Origin of the sequence: Flavobacterium olei, from assembly GCF_039749035.1 — a bacterium.
GTDB classification, from domain to species: Bacteria; Bacteroidota; Bacteroidia; order Flavobacteriales; family Flavobacteriaceae; genus Flavobacterium; species Flavobacterium olei.
In genome coordinates this window covers 198,856-216,469 of record NZ_JBDKWC010000003.1, presented here as the reverse complement: position 1 = coordinate 216,469, position 17,614 = coordinate 198,856, and the positions used below count along the sequence as shown (strand labels likewise).

The window sequence follows — 17,614 nt, the reverse complement described above, 5'->3', positions numbered from 1 at the left end:
TTCTTTAGTTTATTGTTTTTGGCAAAATTATAACAAATAACTCAGATAGTGTTATCGAAATGTTAAGAAAAACAAGTTTTGTGGTTTCTGTTGCGCATTAAAATGAATTTTACTTTTTTTATTAAAAAATACATCATTTACTTGAATATGTGTAAGTGTTTTTTGTTAAAATCATAATAATGTGAATAAGACTGTAGTCTTAAACGTGTAAATCAACGCATTTTTAATGCTTTTTGTCGGTATTTTACGTAAAAAAAACGTCTTAATTCTAATGAATTAAGACGTTTTGAAATGTTATAAAAATTTTAAAAAACAGTATTTTTATTTATTCTTCAAAAAGTGATTTAGTAAAAATGAAGTCGAACTGTCGTGATTTTTAACTGTATTAGAAGTAATCTCATCCAAAATCGAATTGGCCAGTTGTTTTCCTAATTCAACTCCCCATTGATCAAAGCTGAAAATGTTCCAAATTACACCCTGAACAAAAATTTTATGTTCGTATAATGCGATTAAAGATCCTAAACTTTTTGGAGTCAGTTTTTGAATCAGGATTGTATTCGTCGGTTTGTTACCTGTGAAAACTTTAAAAGGTTTCAAATAAGACGCTTTTTCTTCAGAAAGTCCTTGCTTGTCAAATTCTGCCTGAACCTGATCTGCCGTTTTTCCATTCATTAGAGCTTCTGTCTGGGCAAAAAAGTTTGACATTAATTTATCATGATGATCTTCATTGCCATAAAGAGGCTTAATAAATCCTACGAAATCGGTTGGAATCAATTTGGTCCCCTGATGAATCAATTGGAAGAATGCATGTTGCGAATTCGTTCCGGGTTCTCCCCAAATGATAGTTCCCGTTTGGTAGTTAACGGGTTTTCCGTCACGGCCAACGCTTTTTCCGTTACTTTCCATAAAAGCCTGCTGCAAATAAGGTGCAAGTTTATGTAAATATTGTGTGTAAGGAATTAAAGCTTCACTTTCGGCACCATAAAAATTATTATACCAAACACTTAAAAGAGCCAATAATACCGGAATGTTTTCGTCAAATTCGGCCGATTTGAAATGTTCGTCCATTTCGTTGGCACCCTTCAGTAAATCATTATAATTTTCAAAACCAACTGCCAGAGCAATACTTAAACCAACGGCACTCCACAAAGAAAATCTACCTCCAACCCAATCCCACATTGGGAAAACATTGTCAGGGTTAATTCCGAATTCGGTTACTTTCTGAATATTGGTGGAAACCGCTACGAAATGCTTTGCAATATCTTCCTGTGAAGCTGATGTTAAAAACCATTTTTTAATAGTTTCTGAATTTGAAAGTGTTTCCTGAGTGGTAAAAGTTTTAGAAACGATCACAAAAAGAGTAGTTTCAGGATTTAGTTTTTTGATAACTTCATTTACGTGATCGCCGTCAACATTCGAAACGAAATGTGTATTCAGGTGATTTTTATAAAATTGTAAAGCTTCAACAGCCATAACCGGACCAAGATCTGAACCACCAATTCCGATATTAACTATATCTGTAAAAGCTTTGCCTGTAAAACCTTTTCTTTTTCCTGAAATTATTTCCTCAGTAAAGTTTTTGATTTTGTTTTTTACAGTATAAACTTCCGGAATTACATTTTCTCCGTCAACTTTAATTACCGCAGATTCAGGAGCTCTCAAAGCCGTATGTAAAACGGCACGATTTTCAGTCTGATTAATTAATGCGCCTCCGAAATATTGAGCAATTGAATCTTTTAATCCAATTGAATTTGCCAATTCTAATAAGAGAGAAATAGTTTCCTGACTGATGTTGTTCTTAGAATAATCTACTAAGAAATCATTCCATTGCAGGTTAAATTTTGCTGCGCGGTCATTATCCTGTTGAAACAATTCTTGTATTGTGGTTTCGTGAATTGCGTTGTAATGGTTTTGCAGATTTTTCCACGCTTCAGTCCCGGTTGGGTTGGTTGTGTTTAAAGCCATTTTTTATATAATTGAGTTTGTTTTATATCGAAACACAAAAATACTGAAATAAGTTTTAATACCTTAAAGGTTCACGATTATATAACAATTAGTTACGAAAACGTTTTATGAGCAAAGCAATCCTGAAGGGATTAAATATGTATAGAATATCATGGTATCGAATAGAATACGAGCCTTTTGGGGTTGCATATTATCCCAATAATTTATGTCTATAAATATTTGACCTCTTTGAGGTCCGTTTGGAAATGTTTAGAATCTGGGAAATCAGATTACCAAATCTTCCACCAGGGCTTTTTATTGATATGAATAATTTTATTTTCGGTATCGATTTCTATTCTTTTCAATTCTTCGATTTTAATTTTAGAATCATCAAAAAACAGTTCCCCATTTTCACTCATTCCCAGTGGAAACTTAGTTCTTTCTTTCCAGCTTTCAGTTTGTAAGTCAGGTATTATGTCAGCGTCGACTTTATCTTTGAATTTTTTTCTGGCTTTTTCTATAATTTCTTCTTCCAGGTTTGAAGTGGAATTTTTGAAAAGTGTAATGGCATTATCAGGAATATTTAAAAGAAAAATTTGGGTTTTATTGCCAATTTTTTGAACATCCAAAACCTTAAAATAGGAAATGGAATCTAATAGAAAGTGACCAATTTTGCCAGAGTCAGGATTAAATTTTGAAATATCTTTGGCATGTGCGCTGGCAATTAAATATCGTAAATTACCCGAAAGTCCGCCGCCAATTGAAGACATATCTGTAAATCCTTTTTCCTGAATAATCTGGCCGGTTCTATAATTTGAAATTAAATTTTCTGCTAAATTGGTATCGCGGTAAAATAATTTTAAACCTGAAAAAGTTTCATTGTACATTGATTTAAGGCGAGTACTTTTCATTATTTAAGCGATATTTAAATTTCCCTGAACCCAGAGTTGAGAAGTTCGAAAATGTAAAGAATGTTCTATGTATTTATTCCGCGTATGAATTTTACAGCAACAAGGATTTATTCTTACAAATTACCAATACTGTCCAGTTCTCTTTTCAAAGGTTCTATCTGATTCATAAAACGAGTTCTGTCACTTCCGGTTAAAGATTCTCCGGTTGGAAGATTCAATCGAAGTGCATCTACTTGAACTCCATTTTTCCAAAAACGATAACAAACGTGAGGTCCAGAAGCCAAACCTGTGCTTCCGACTAAGCCAATCGTTTGTCCCTGCGTTACGCGTTGACCGCGACGAACCAGAATCTTAGACATGTGTAGATATTGTGTGGAGTAGGTTCCGTTATGTTTTACTTTTACGAAATTCCCGTTTCCGGCAGTATAACCAGTTGCCTCCACAACTCCTGAAGCAGTTGTTGAAATGGGAGTACCAGTTGGAGCAGCATAATCGGTCCCTTTATGTGCTTTCCAGGTATGTTGTACAGGATGAAATCTGTTCATTGTAAACCGCGAAGTGATTCGGCTGAATTTAATCGGCGTTTTTAAGAAAAAGTTTTTTAGTGTTTTTCCTTCGTCGTCATAATATTCTATTTTTCCGGAAGTTGTGTCTCTTTCAAAAGGAAAAGCATAAATGATCTTACCTTTATATTCAAAGAAAGCAGCTTCCAGTTCTTCAACGCCGTCGTACGTTTTTCCGTTGATAAATCTTTCAGTAAAAATTAGACCGTAACGATCGCCTTTTTTAAGTTTGAAGAAGTCAATAGACCAGGAAAAAACTTTGGTAATTCTGCTGGCAAGAGCGGTTTCAACACTTTCATTTCCTAAGGTTTCAGATAATGAACTTTTTAACACACCGCCAATTATTTTTCGCTTAAGCGTAACGGGCTTTATTTTTTTGTAAGCTTTTGCAATACTGTCTCTTAAGTCAATTATGTAATACGTAAGCGCATCAGGCTGATAAATAAAAACTTCTAAATTGTTTGTTTTGTTTTTGGAGCGAAGTAAAGTATAAGGTTTGTTGTAGCGAATAGATCTCACATTAAAAGAATCCTTGACCTGTTCTACTATATCGTGCACTTTTTTGTCTCCGATATTTTGACTCTGCATAATCGAGCCGAAAGAATCTCCCTTGGAAATTGTATCGTTTACAACATTGAAATCTGCGTAATTAAAACCGAATTCTATTTTTTTGGTTTTTGGTTTGGTAATTTTTGTTTCTACTTTTTCTTCTGTTTTTTTATTACAAGAAAATATCGAAAACAAGACAATTAAAATTACGACTGCTTTTTTCAAACTTGTGGGATTTTTTGTGGGAATTAAATGTTAGTTTCGTTTCCCCAATTGAACAATTCTTCTTCGGTCCACAATTTAGGAAAAAAGATGCGTCTTTGGTACTTTGGGTGCATATATTTTTGCCAGTCGCTTCCTCCGGTTGCTTCGCCATTTCCTTTTCCGCTTTCCAAAATATATTTTCTAGCAGTATTTAAATGCTGCATTACCCAGGTAATATTTACCGTTTTGTCGTAATGGCGCATAGCATCGATCAGCTCTCTATTTTGTTGATCTTCAATTGGTAATTGGATGAATTTTCTCCAGATGTTTTTTGTTTTAAACGATGACATCTGTCTTAAAAACTGATCTTTGTATTTTTTTTCAAACTCATTAAGCAGGTACGATTTTTCTCCGGTGCGATAATCTTTGCCGGCAGCCTGCCAATATAGATGTTCAAACGAAGTTTCTAAATCTGTATTTTCATCAAATTTATCTTTGTAACGTGTGTCAGTCAGATTGATTACATCTGTCGAGGCAAATTCGATCATGCGATATTGCGCACTCTGAAATCCGCTTGCCGGAGTTAATGTATTTCTGAATTTCATATATTGATCCACTTCCATTCCGTTTTCCATAATGCTGAACGAATTGGTAAGCATGTCAAAATACCTTGTAATTCTGGATAATCTTTCGCTGAAAAACCCGACCTGGATATTTTCTGTTTCTGCAATTTGATCAATTTCCCACAAAATCATCTTAAAGATTAATTCGTTAACCTGATGGTACATAATAAAGACCATTTCGTCAGGAAGTGTGGTGCGCTGAATTTGTAAATTTAAAAGCGCATCTGTCTGAATATAATCCCAGTAAGTAATTGGTTTGGCCCAAAGTAATCCTTCTAACTGAACATCAGTTTTTTGATTTATGGCTTGAAATTTAAGATCAATTTCTTTTAAGATTGCTTCAGAATTATCTGTAGGGTTCATTATTTTTTTGCTTTAAGTGGACCTTGAAGTCCTTTATATTCGTCGAGATCGGCTTTAAGAGATCCTACTGCCAAATCTGCTTTAATTCGAATAGGAACTTTGTTTACATCGTCTGTAATCCAGAGTGTTAAGCTTTCCTTTTCTTTAAATACTCTTCCGGTTTGAACAGATGGCTTAAAGACCATTGTAGAAATCGTTCCAAATTTAGTCGTAATATCTTGACGACCTATATATTTTAACTTAAATTTTGTGATTTCTTCGTCAAAAAACATATCAATTGTAATCGCATCACCCGATTTAAGTTTGTCTATATTGGGGTGATTTCTGAGATAATAAAAAGCTGAAACAATATCTTGTACATTTTCAGTTACAATAATAGTTTTTTCAGATTTTCGTTTGTAGTCTTTTACCAAAACTCTGTTGTCGTTCTGGTTAAAAAAACCTTCCTGATTTTTAGTATAACCGCCTTCGTCAATTTTTCTGACATAGCGATACGGTTTTCCTGTTTCTTTGTCAAAATAGCTTTCATACAAATCATCTACTTTGAAGAAAAATTTTGACATTCCCGTTGTATAACCCTTTCCTACAGAATGATATACTTTTTTATTATTGATGGTTGCATCTTTGACTTCGAGCGTTGCGTAACCTGCGTTTACAATTCCGTAGTGTATTCTGAATTTGAAGAATTCTCCGGTATCGAAAGCATCTTGTTTAAGAGTATCGAAAGACAGAGTTGTGAGTGCTAATATGATGAGGAAATACTTTTTCATAGTACAATATTTACATTTTATTATAAAGATAAATAAATGCAAATTCTATTCCAAATCTACTAAAACAAAAAAACTCAGTCAAAGATGACTGAGTTTTTATGCTATTAACTAACCAAAAAACTATAAATTATGAAATTTATATCAATTCGGAAGGAAACCACCCCTTCCTGATTTGCGAGTGCAAAGATAGATAGAAAGTTCAAAAAACAAATAGCAAAAGTCAAGTTTAACATAACATTTGCAAAAAAAGCATCATTTTTTGGAGAATTATATGATTTTATGTGTGAAAATTAACGTTTTACAGCGTTCCTCGCAATTCCTGCTCTCTTTCGATCGACTCAAAAAGTGCTTTAAAGTTACCTGCACCAAATCCTTTTGCACCCATTCTTTGGATAATTTCGAAGAAAAGTGTCGGACGATCCTGAACGGGCTTGGTAAAAATTTGTAAAAGATATCCGTCTTCGTCGGCGTCAACCATAATGGCCAGCTTCTCAATTTCGTTTAAATCTTCTTTCATCATATCCATGTGGACGCCTAATCTTTCCGGAATTGCTTCGTAATAGGCATGTGGGGGAGCAGATAAAAATTCAACACCGCGTGATTTTAAAGCAGAAACTGTTTTAATAATATCATCGGTTGCTATGGCAATATGCTGAATTCCGGGTCCGCCATAAAAATCCAGATATTCTTCAATCTGAGATTTTTTCTTTCCTTCGGCAGGTTCATTGATCGGGAATTTAATTCTTCCGTTTCCGTTTGACATTACTTTACTCATCAAAGCGGAATATTCTGTATTGATTTGCTTGTCATCAAAAGACAGGAAATTCACAAATCCCATTACTTCTTCGTAGAATTTTACCCAGGTATTCATTTCATTCCAACCCACATTTCCAACCATATGATCTATATATTTCAGACCGGTTGGTTCAGGATTAAAATCAGATTTCCACTCTTTGTAACCTGGAAGGAACACACCAGTATAGTTTTTTCTTTCTACGAAAATATGAACGGTTTCCCCGTAGGTGTAAATTCCGGATCGGACTACTTCTCCAAATTCATCGCTTTCAACCGTGGGCTCCATAAAAGAACGTGCGCCACGTTTGATAGTTTCTTCATACGCACTTCTTGCATCTTCTACCCAAAGCGCCGCCACTTTTACACCGTCACCATGTTTTTTTAAGTGATCATTTATTGGAGAATCTGCATTTAAAGGCGTTGTCAAAACAATTCTGATTTTATCTTGTTTTAAAACATAAGAAGCTCTGTCGCGAACTCCGGTTTCCAGTCCGGCATAAGCCAAAGACTGATAACCAAAAGCAGATTTGTAATAATGTGCTGCTTGTTTGGCATTGCCGACATAAAACTCTACATAATCTGTTCCTAATAAAGGAAGGAAATCCTGCGCTCCTTCAAATATTTTCTCTAATCCGTATTCTACTGATTTTACTTCTTTTGACATAATATTTATTTTTTAAAATCGGTTGTTTTATAAACCGAAAGTGTTTTTTGATTGTGTTTTTTACCGCAAAGACGCTAAGTTTTCGCAAGGTTCGCAAAGCCTTGTGTTCTTTGCGTATTTTTCCTTGCGTGCTTTGCGGTTAAATTTTTTTACTCCGTCCAGGATTTGTAATACTGACCATCATCTAATCCCATAGCTTCTTCGGTAACCATTAATGGCCTGAAAGTATCAACCATAACGGCTAATTCCTGAGTTTCTTTGTGACCAATACTGCGTTCCATTGCGCCAGGTGCGGGACCGTGTGGAATTCCTTTTGGATGTAAAGTAATGTGTCCCTGCTCGATATTATTACGGCTCATAAAATCGCCATCAACATAATACAAAACTTCGTCTGAATCTATATTACTGTGATTATAAGGTGCCGGAACTGCTTTTGGATGATAATCGTAAAGTCTCGGGCAGAAAGAGCAAACGACAAAAGTAGCCGTTTCAAAAGTTTGATGTACCGGTGGCGGCTGGTGTACACGCCCGGTTATAGGTTCGAAGTTATGAATTGAAAATCCGTATGGAAAATTGTAGCCGTCCCACCCCACAACATCAAAGGGATGTGTGGCGTAAACAACCTCGTGTATCATTCCTTCTTTTTTGATTTTAATTAAAAAATCACCTTTTTCATCATGCGTTTCCAATTCGTTTGGCAGAATAAAATCACGCTCGCAAAATGGCGAATGTTCTAAATGCTGACCCGATTGGTTTTTATAACGTTTTGGCGTGTAAAAAGGAGAATAGGATTCTACATAAAAAAGTCGATTGTCTTCGGTTTCAAATTCTATTTGATAAATAATTCCTCTTGGAATTATAAGATAATCACCATATTCAAAAGGGATATTTCCGAGCATCGTACGAAGTTTTCCTTTTCCTCTGTGAATAAAAAGCATTTCGTCTGCGTCTGCGTTTTTGTAGAAATACTTTCGAAGTGATTCTTTTGGAGCTGCAAGTCCTATAATGCAGTCTTTATTGACCAACATTGCTTTTCGACTGTCCAAAAAGTCATTTTCCGGTTTAAGTTCGAAACCTTTAAATAATAGTGATTTGATATTTTTTCCGATTGCAATTTTTGGTTCAACCGAATACGAATTTAAAATTTCTTTAACCTGAGTGGGTCTGTGAATATGATAGGAAAGTGACGAATGGCCATGAAAACCTTCGGTTCCAAATAACTGTTCGTAATAAAAACCACCGTTTGGTTTTTCAAATTGAGTGTGTCGCTTTTGCGGAAAATTTCCGAGTTTGTGATATAATGGCATGGCTTTTCAATTAGATAATTTATAAATTAGATAATTAGAAAATGTAAATTGTGAACAGATAATCAGCTCATTTTCTAAGTTGGCTAATTATTCAATTCGATAGTATTACTCCGGATTTCTTTTGATAAGAAATTGAAGATACTCCAATAAACCTGTCCATTTTGTTTTCATTACAACAAATATCGTAATTTTTATTAATTAAAATTATATATCACATTTTTTTAGCATTAATTTATTCTTAAATATTTTTTATTAATGCCAAAATTCTATGAAAGCGGTTTTTTCTAGAATAAGAAACCTATGCTGAACCACGTAAAACTCTTAGACATTTCCGGCGACCAGGATTGCTTAATTTCTATCGGTCCAATAATAGTTTCCAGTCCGTACCCAACGGCATAACCCGTGTATTTTGGCATTGAAACCCAGTCGACAGTAGAAAAAATATCATCTCCTAAATTGGCAAAGTTGGCAGAAAAGTTAACGTGGTTTTTGCGCAGAATTTCATAGTCCAGTGTAATACCGGTTTTTATATAGCTGTTTCCCGCAATGCTCAGGAAGTCATATCCATAAAAATAATTAAAATTATTTATTTTGCTGTAGCCGTAACCTCCTAGAATAAAGTCAAAAAATGGTACACTGCTATTTCCGAAAGTAAACCCTGCATCGGCATCAATTTTAAAAGTAGCCCTTTTAAACAACGTGTTTACAAATGATAATTCAGCTTTTGCAATCGAAAAAGGTTTAAAGTCATTAGTGTAATCAGAAGAAGTCAGATAAGTTTGGAGATCTGTAGAAAAATACAGACCGGAACCCGGATAATATTTGTCGTCTAAGGAATCATATTTCAAATAGGCAAAAGCACTAAAATAATTGCTTTTATCGATGATGTTTTCCTCGTTGGATAATGTAGGGGAATTGATTTTTAAATATTTATATTCCAAACCACCTCCCATTAAAAATTTCTGTACAAAAATAGTCTGGAAATAAGCCTGATTATTTATGTCCATAAAATCAACATTGATAAGACTGACATTTGGATTTTCTGACACGAGATTACTTAGGCTTGTAGTCACATTTCGATTAAATTGATTCAATCGGGAGCGGAAACCAAAGCTGATATTAAATCCATTTTCAACATAATAATTAAGATCATACCTGAAATTATCCCCTAAAATAATATCTAAAGAAGTAACATCATTTTTTAAGAAGGTCTTTTTATGAGTAAGATTCAGTAAAATTCCACTTTTATAAAGTCCGTCGTAGTGAAGTCCCAGTTTTAAATAAGTCTGCGTTGGATTTTCCTTTAATACCAGATCAAGGTCATCTTTATCGCCGTCAGGCTGGAGACAATAGGAAATAGTACTAAAGTTTTGCGTTGCATTTAAGTTGTTGATACCGGCTTTTAAATTGTCGTAAGTAATTGTACTTCCGGGTTTAAAACGAAGTTTACCTCGGATGTATTCTTTCGTATAATTATCTAATTGTTCGGTATTAATTTTTTGGATCTGAATAGTATCTGTAGCAATTTTTAGTTTAGGCTTTTTGTAAAATTCTGTTTGCGGAATCAAAGTTTTAATTTTTTCGTAAACCGCAAAAGCTGCTTCTTCGCCTTTTCGGATAATTTCTTCCCCTCTGTCAAATGAAATAACGCCAAAATCACGAATGTCCGGTTTGATATAAACATCTGTGTCTTTTATTTTGTTTTTCATCTTGTCGATAGATTGCAGGTTGGTGATCTGCACCAAAATCCGGGTGGCATTTTTCAGATTTTTTCTTTTCATTAAATCATCCTGAACGTCCACTCCGATAATAATATCAGCGCCAAGATTACGTACTTCCTGAATTGGGTAATTGTTGACAACGCCACCATCGACCAGTAAATTACCATCGATTTCTACGGGAGTAAACAAGGAAGGAAATGCCGCGCTAGCCATCATGGCCTGAACGAGATTTCCTTTATTTAATAAAACCTCCTGACCGGTTTCGATATTGGTCCCGATACATAAAAAAGGAGTGGGAAGTTTATTGAAATCGCGAATATGACGAACGTTTCTTGTTAGACTGCTTAATAAATTATAATTGTACATTCCTTTAGAAAGCGCTTCGGGAATACCGACTCTGAAATTACTAAAAGGCAGAACAATTGCGTACAATTCATCATTTTTTTTGCCATAGAAGTTCTTTGATGAACGCGGAATGTAATCGTTTATAAGTTCGTCAAAATTTGTTTTTTTGAAAATCGAATCAATTTGCGAAGCATTGTAACCAGAAGCATAGAGTCCGCCGATTACAGATCCCATACTGGTCCCGCCGATGTAATCAATTTTGATTCCGGCTTCTTCCAAAACTTTCAGTACACCGATATGGGCAAAACCTTTGGCGCCGCCGCCGCTTAAAACCAAACCGATTTTAGGTCTTTTGACGCTGTCCTTTTTAGTTTCCTGCGAAATGGCGTTCTGCGAAAATAAGAACGTCATTATAAAAACGAGTGTTGTTACGCCCCAGATGGAAATGGAAAACTGCGAGAGACAAAAGGATATTTTTTCTTTCCGGAAAAGAGCGACCAAAGAAGCTCCTTTTTTGGATGTGGAAAAAAATCCTTTTGACCGAGTATTTGAAATGGACAGCTGGAATTGGCGCATAAAGAAATTAATTGGTTTTGTAAAAGTCGACAATTTTTTTGGCTTTAGATACACCTACAACGGCAGAAATATCTTTTTCGGTTGCCAACTTTAATCTTTTAACACTTTTAAAATGTTGTATTAACGTAAGCATGGTTTTTTCGCCAATTCCCGGAATATTTTCTACCGAAGAATTAAGCGCCGCTTTGCTTCGTTTGTCGCGATGAAAAGTGATTCCGAATCGGTGTGCTTCGTTTCTTAACTGCTGAATTACTTTTAAGGTTTCTGATCTTTTGTCTAAATATAACGGAATAGAATCGCCGGGATAAAATAATTCCTCCAGACGTTTTGCAATTCCAATGATCGTTATTTTTCCGCGAAGCCCCAATTCATCGATACTTTTTAAAGCTGCAGAAAGCTGTCCTTTTCCACCGTCAATAATAATTAATTGAGGAAGCGGCTCGTTTTCTTCTAATAATCTTTTGTAACGTCTGCCCACAATTTCTGTCATGGAAGCAAAATCGTCGGGGCCTTCCACCGTTTTTACATTAAAATGACGGTAATCTTTTTTACTTGGTTTTCCGTCTTTAAAAACCACGCAGGCCGCCACGGGATTTGTTCCCTGAATATTGGAGTTATCGAAACATTCTATATGTCGTGGTTCAACCGGTAGCCGTAAATCTTTCTGCATCTGTGCCATAATTCTGTTGACGTGGCGATCGGGATCTACAATCTGCAATTGTTTTAATTGTTCTATTCTATAAAATTTGGCATTTCTGATGGATAAATCCAGAATCTGTTTTTTATCTCCAAGCTGCGGAACTGTTACTTTAATGTTTTCGCCCAACTCCATTTCAAACGGAACGATAATTTCCCTCGATAACAAATTAAAGCGCTCCCGAAGTTCGACAATTGCCAGTTCTAATAATTCCTCATCGCTTTCATCCAGTTTTTTCTTTATTTCTAAAGTATGGGAACGAATTATGGAACCATGGGAAATTTGAAGAAAATTGACATACGCCGCACTTTCATCTGAAACAATTGAAAAAACATCAATATTGGTAATTTTAGGATTGATGATGGTAGATTTGGATTGGTAATTCTCGAGAATGTCAATCTTTTCTTTAATTTTTTGCGCTTCTTCAAACTGAAGATTCTGCGCATAAGTATTCATCAGGTTCTTAAAATCTTTTAAACTTTCTTTAAAATTTCCTTTCAGTATTTCGCGAATTGCGTTTACCTGTCTTTGATATTCTTCCAAAGGTTCCATTCCTTCGCAAGGACCTTTGCAGTTCCCTATATGATATTCCAGACAAACTTTATATTTACCGGAATTAATATTAGATTCGCTCAGATCATACGTACAGGTACGAAGCGGATACAATTCTTTTATTAAATCCAAAATCGTATAAACCATTTTGAAATTGGTATACGGCCCAAAATATTCGGATCCGTCCTTAATCATTCTGCGGGTTAAAAATATTCTCGAAAATGGTTCTTTTTTAATACAGATCCAAGGGTAAGTTTTGTCGTCGCGAAGCAAAACATTGTATCGTGGCTGTAACGTTTTAATTAAATTGTTTTCCAGTAAAAGCGCATCGGTTTCTGTGGGAACAACAATATGTTTTATAGTTACAATTTTTCGCACCAGAACATTTGTTCTCCTGGTATCGTGAACTTTATTGAAATAGGAGGAAACCCTTTTTTTTAAATTTTTGGCTTTGCCGACATACAGGATTTTTCCGTCTTTATCATAATATTGATAGACGCCTGGATTGTCGGGCAAGGTTAAAATCTGAAGATCTAAGGCCGATTTTTGCATTCTGTTTTGTTTGTGGAGTATTGTCCGTAAGCTTTTTCAAATATCATTCCGATTTTTGCATTTAAGCTTAACATTGAATTAGTTTCAAATTTACGAAATCAAAAGAATAATTTCTATATTTAGCTTTTATAATTCCAGATGAAAAATAATACTCCATTGGTTATTTTTGGCGAATCAATTCTGCCGGGAGAACACAAAACTATAAATGTCGAAATTGCCAGGCTGCATACTACAACAAAACTGAATATTCCTGTAATTGTGCGTCGTTCCAAACAGGAAGGTCCGACAGTTTTATTTTCTGCCGGAATTCACGGCGACGAAATAAACGGAGTTGAAATTGTTCGTCAGATTATCAGTAAAAAATTAAACAGACCCTTACGCGGAACTATTATTTGCATTCCGGTTATCAACATGTACGGCTTTGTAAATAAATCGCGGGAATTTCCAGACGGACGTGACCTAAACCGCGTTTTCCCGGGAAGTAAAAAAGGTTCTCTTGCGAGCAGGTTTGCCTATCATATTGTCGAAGAAATTCTGCCAATTTTAGATTATGCAGTCGATTTTCATGCAGGAGGGGCAAGCCGTTTTAATGCGCCACAAATAAGAATCACGGAGAATAACCCTGATTTAAAAATTTTGGCCGATGTTTTTAATGCACCATTTACTTTATATTCTAAAAATATAACCGGTTCTTTTAGAAATACATCTGAAAAAGCCAATGTAAAAATGCTCCTTTTTGAAGGCGGAAAATCATTGGATATTAACAATGAAATTGCCAACGAAGGGGTGTTGGGAACAAAACGGCTGCTTCATTATTTAAAAATGCTGGATGCTAAACAAATTGTTGAGCCTGCAATAGAGCCTTCGATTTATATTAAAAATTCGGTTTGGCTGCGCGCTAAATGTTCCGGTTTACTGCATGATTTTAATTTGGTAGGAAGATTTGTAACCAAAGGAACTATTCTGGCGATTATTACAGATCCGTTTGGAAAATTTGAACAAAAAGTTAAAGCGCCGCACGATGGTTATGTAATTAATGCCAATCATTCGCCAATTGTTTATGAAGGCGATGCTATTTATCATTTATCCAAAAACAATCCCGAAAATGCCGAACAGTAAAAAAGAACTTAGAATTGAATATAAAAACCTTCGCAAAGCACTTTCTTCTGATGATATAGAAGAAAAAAGTCTCGCAATTGCAAATCATCTTATCCAAATGCCCATTTGGGATAAAATTTACTATCATGTTTTTCTTCCGATAGAAGAACAAAAAGAAATAAACACAGAATATATTCTTCATTTACTTTCAGGAAAAGATAAAGAAATCCTGATCTCGAAAAGTGATTTTGAAACCCGGGAAATGACTCATTTTCTATTGACCGATAATACTAAAATCAGAAAAAACGAATATAATATTCCGGAACCTGTTGATGGAATTGAAGTTCCTGCTTCTAAAATCGAAGTGGTTTTTGTACCGCTTCTGGCCTTTGACATTCAGGGCAACCGAATTGGTTACGGAAAAGGTTTTTATGATAAATTTCTGGCTGCCTGTAAACCGGAGACTTTAAAAATCGGTCTTTCTTTTTTTGAAGCCGAAAATCAGATTGATGATGTTTTCGAATGTGATATTAAACTGGATTTCTGTGTGACTCCGGAGAAAGTTTACGATTTTCGTTGAGATTTTTTTTAGCCACGAATTCACAAATTTAATTTTATAATTTTTAAAATAAATCAGTGAATTCGTAGCTTAAAGAAACTTTTATAATAATATTTTTTTTCTTAATGCCTTATAAATTATAGGTTTCTCCATTTTTGTTTCTTGTAAGAAAAACGTTTGTAATTTTTTGGCACGATTTTGAATGTTTCGAAACTGCAAATAATTACCTCTAGTACATCCGGAATGCTAGTCCTTATTTGAAACCATTAACCTTTTATTAATTTTAAAATTTACTTTATGAGAAATCTTAATTTCTTTATGATGGCATTCCTTGTACTTACTATTTTCAGCTGTAAAAAAGCGTATGCTCCAAACGAAGCTGCCGATACAATGGATATGACAGTTGCTGTTCCGGCTGAAGATATGCCGTACGAAAATTACATTCCAGATCCTAACACAGAAAGCTACGCAGCATTGGAAGAAAATCCGTTTACATCTCCTTCCAAAGAGCCGCTTTCTACTTTTTCAATTGATGTTGATAATGCATCGTATACTAATATTCGCCGATTTATAAATGAAGGACAAAAAGTTCCAAAAGATGCTGTGCGTGTCGAGGAAATGATCAACTTTTTTAAGTATCAATATCCACAGCCAGATGGTCGCCATCCTTTTTCCATTAATACAGAATACAGCGATTGCCCATGGAACAAAAACAGCCGGCTGCTGAAAATAGGTTTGCAGGGAAAGAACATTCCGATGGAAAATTTGCCAGCCACTAATTTGGTTTTTTTAGTAGATGTTTCTGGTTCTATGGATGAGCAGAATAAACTCCCGTTATTAAAAGAATCAATGAAAATTTTGGTAAAAGAACTTCGCCCAGTCGATAAGGTTTCGATTGTTGTATATGCCGGTTCTGCCGGAGTAGTTTTAGAGCCAACTTCAGGCGATGAAAAAGATGAAATTATGGATGCTTTTGATGCACTTCATGCGGGCGGAAGTACTGCGGGCGGAGAAGGAATTGAACTGGCATATAAATTAGCTGAGGAAAATTTTATAAAAGAAGGCAACAACAGAGTAGTGATTGCTACAGATGGCGATTTTAATGTTGGCGCTTCAACAGATGATGATATGCTGAAACTGATTGAACAAAAAAGAGAATCTGGTGTTTTCTTAACCGTTTTAGGTTTTGGAATGGGGAATTACAAAGACAGCAAAATGGAAATTCTGGCCGATAAAGGAAATGGAAATTATGCTTACATCGATAATATTCAGGAAGCAAATCGTTTTCTTGGAAAAGAATTTAAAGGTTCAATGTTCGCTATTGCAAAAGATGTAAAAATTCAGATTGAATTTAATCCGAAACATGTTCAGGCATATCGACTGATTGGTTACGAGAATCGCAAACTGAATGCCGAAGATTTTAAAAATGATAAAATTGATGCCGGTGAATTAGGAAGCGGGCATTCGGTTACGGCGCTTTATGAAATTGTTCCGGTTGGGGTTGAAAGCGATTATGTGACATCGGATTTAAAATATACTCAAACTAAAAAAGACAACGTTAATTACAGTGATGAATTGGCAACGGTAAAGTTTAGGTATAAAAAACCGGATGGCGATAAAAGCATTGAAATCGTAAATGTAATCGCAGATAAGAAAACAAATCTGGAAAACAGCTCTTCAGATTTCAAATTTGCGACTGCTGTTTCCTGGTTCGGATTAAAACTTCGCGAATCAAAATATATTGCAAACAGCTCCGGTTCTGAAATAAAAAGCCTGGCAAAATCCGGATTATCGAATGATTCTGATGGCTACAAAGCAGAGTTTTTAAGATTGGTTGATGCCGTGAATTAATACTAAATCCAAAAAATAAATCCCAAACTCCAATTATGTTTTGGAGTTTGGGATTTTTTTATAAATATTTAAATCCTTCGGATTTCTAATTTTGCAATATTATTTTAAAAATATAAAACCCAAATTCCGATTGTATTTAATTTTTGGAATTTGGGTTTTATATATTGAATTTATACTTATTTATTTAACCTCTTTAATTGTTGAAGCATCAAGCCATCCTTGTGTTCCGTCTGTTAATTCTACTTTCTTCCATGTTCCCACAGCTTCCAAAACGTATACTTTTGCACCTTCGTGCAGTAGAATAATAGCATTTCCTTTTTTTTGTGGTTCGCTTCGGACTTCACTTAATTCAGAAAAAACAATTGCAGGTCTGTTATTATCGAAATGACTTTTTTCAGACATTCCTGCCGAAGCCGTTAAAGCTAAAGCTACTAACAGGATAAACATTCCCACGAAATAGATTCTTTTTACAATTGAACTTTGCGAAAAATAATATCCAATAAAAAACAATAAAAAAGCGAAGGCAATTCCAACTGAAATTTTGGCCCACATATTATAATCAAAAATAGAAGTAAAGTTCTGAATCAATTTGGCAAATCCTACTTTTGGTACTTCTTTAATTTCGTCTATTGTTAGTTTTTTGGCGAATTTTAAATTGTTTAAAGTAGCAGAATCGCCCGGTTTCAAAACCAGAGCCTTTTCGTAATTGTAAATGGAAGGAGCTACTTTATTTAATTTATAATAACTGTTTCCCAAATTAAAATACAATTCTGCCGATTGTAATTTATCTTCTTTGATAATGTTTTCATAAACCTGCACCGCTTCCTGATATTGTCCCTTTTGGTACAAATCATTTCCTTTTTCAAAGCGGCCCTGCGCAAAGAAAACCTGTGAGATTAATAAAAATAGATATAGTATATTTTTCATTTTATTTTCTTTAAACGCGACAGGTTTTAAACTGCCGGGTTTT

The 17,614-nt window shown here is 34.8% G+C and carries 13 protein-coding genes; 3 read left to right on the top strand and 10 right to left on the bottom strand.

The window, feature by feature from the left end; all coding sequences use genetic code 11:
• Positions 1-321: 321 nt before the first annotated feature.
• The 9 genes from pgi to uvrC all read right to left on the bottom strand — a co-directional run bounded on the left by pgi (position 322) and on the right by uvrC (position 13,136).
• Entirely contained in the window at positions 322-1,965 is a 1,644-nt protein-coding gene (pgi, locus tag ABEB31_RS08710) for a glucose-6-phosphate isomerase (RefSeq protein WP_347051047.1), read from the bottom strand.
• A gap of 269 nt (positions 1,966-2,234) precedes the next feature.
• Positions 2,235-2,855, bottom strand: coding sequence for a hypothetical protein (locus ABEB31_RS08705; protein ID WP_347051046.1), 621 nt, complete (start codon positions 2,853-2,855; stop codon positions 2,235-2,237).
• A 113-nt stretch (positions 2,856-2,968) separates the two neighbouring features.
• The gene (locus ABEB31_RS08700) at positions 2,969-4,192 is read right to left on the bottom strand and encodes a M23 family metallopeptidase (RefSeq protein ID WP_347051044.1); all 1,224 of its coding nucleotides are present in this window, start codon (positions 4,190-4,192) and stop codon (positions 2,969-2,971) included.
• Positions 4,193-4,215: 23 nt separating this feature from the next.
• Positions 4,216-5,157, bottom strand: coding sequence for a tryptophan 2,3-dioxygenase family protein (locus tag ABEB31_RS08695; RefSeq protein ID WP_347051042.1), 942 nt, complete (start codon positions 5,155-5,157; stop codon positions 4,216-4,218).
• The gene (locus tag ABEB31_RS08690; RefSeq protein WP_347051040.1) at positions 5,157-5,927 is read right to left on the bottom strand and encodes a DUF3108 domain-containing protein; all 771 of its coding nucleotides are present in this window, start codon (positions 5,925-5,927) and stop codon (positions 5,157-5,159) included. Before ABEB31_RS08690 ends, ABEB31_RS08695 begins: the two co-directional genes overlap by 1 nt.
• A 298-nt stretch (positions 5,928-6,225) precedes the next feature.
• The gene (gene hppD, locus ABEB31_RS08685; protein ID WP_347051039.1) at positions 6,226-7,386 is read right to left on the bottom strand and encodes a 4-hydroxyphenylpyruvate dioxygenase; all 1,161 of its coding nucleotides are present in this window, start codon (positions 7,384-7,386) and stop codon (positions 6,226-6,228) included.
• A gap of 149 nt (positions 7,387-7,535) precedes the next feature.
• On the bottom strand, positions 7,536-8,693 hold the full coding sequence (locus ABEB31_RS08680) for a homogentisate 1,2-dioxygenase (RefSeq protein ID WP_347051037.1): 1,158 nt from the start codon (positions 8,691-8,693) through the stop codon (positions 7,536-7,538).
• Between the two features lie 284 nt (positions 8,694-8,977).
• Positions 8,978-11,170 carry a patatin-like phospholipase family protein gene (locus tag ABEB31_RS08675; protein WP_347051036.1) on the bottom strand — a complete coding sequence of 731 codons (2,193 nt, stop codon included), beginning with the start codon at positions 11,168-11,170 and terminating at the stop codon, positions 8,978-8,980.
• Positions 11,171-11,342: 172 nt separating this feature from the next.
• Positions 11,343-13,136: an excinuclease ABC subunit UvrC gene (uvrC, locus tag ABEB31_RS08670; RefSeq protein WP_347051035.1), complete on the bottom strand. Its 1,794-nt coding sequence runs from the start codon at positions 13,134-13,136 to the stop codon at positions 11,343-11,345.
• Positions 13,137-13,274: 138 nt separating this feature from the next.
• Between uvrC and ABEB31_RS08665 the strand changes: the two genes are divergently transcribed.
• From ABEB31_RS08665 to ABEB31_RS08655, 3 genes are all read left to right on the top strand, one after another.
• Positions 13,275-14,255 (top strand): succinylglutamate desuccinylase/aspartoacylase family protein, encoded by a 981-nt coding sequence (locus ABEB31_RS08665; protein ID WP_347051034.1) that lies wholly within the window; start codon positions 13,275-13,277, stop codon positions 14,253-14,255.
• On the top strand, positions 14,242-14,814 hold the full coding sequence (locus ABEB31_RS08660; RefSeq protein WP_347051032.1) for a 5-formyltetrahydrofolate cyclo-ligase: 573 nt from the start codon (positions 14,242-14,244) through the stop codon (positions 14,812-14,814). The genes ABEB31_RS08665 and ABEB31_RS08660 overlap by 14 nt, the downstream gene beginning before the upstream one ends.
• A 276-nt stretch (positions 14,815-15,090) precedes the next feature.
• On the top strand, positions 15,091-16,644 hold the full coding sequence (locus ABEB31_RS08655) for a vWA domain-containing protein (protein WP_347051031.1): 1,554 nt from the start codon (positions 15,091-15,093) through the stop codon (positions 16,642-16,644).
• Between the two features lie 180 nt (positions 16,645-16,824).
• Here ABEB31_RS08655 and ABEB31_RS08650 read toward each other — a convergent pair whose 3' ends face one another.
• A complete protein-coding gene (locus ABEB31_RS08650) occupies positions 16,825-17,571 on the bottom strand; it encodes a tetratricopeptide repeat protein (RefSeq protein ID WP_347051029.1) in 747 nt (248 codons plus the stop codon).
• Positions 17,572-17,614: the final 43 nt, after the last annotated feature.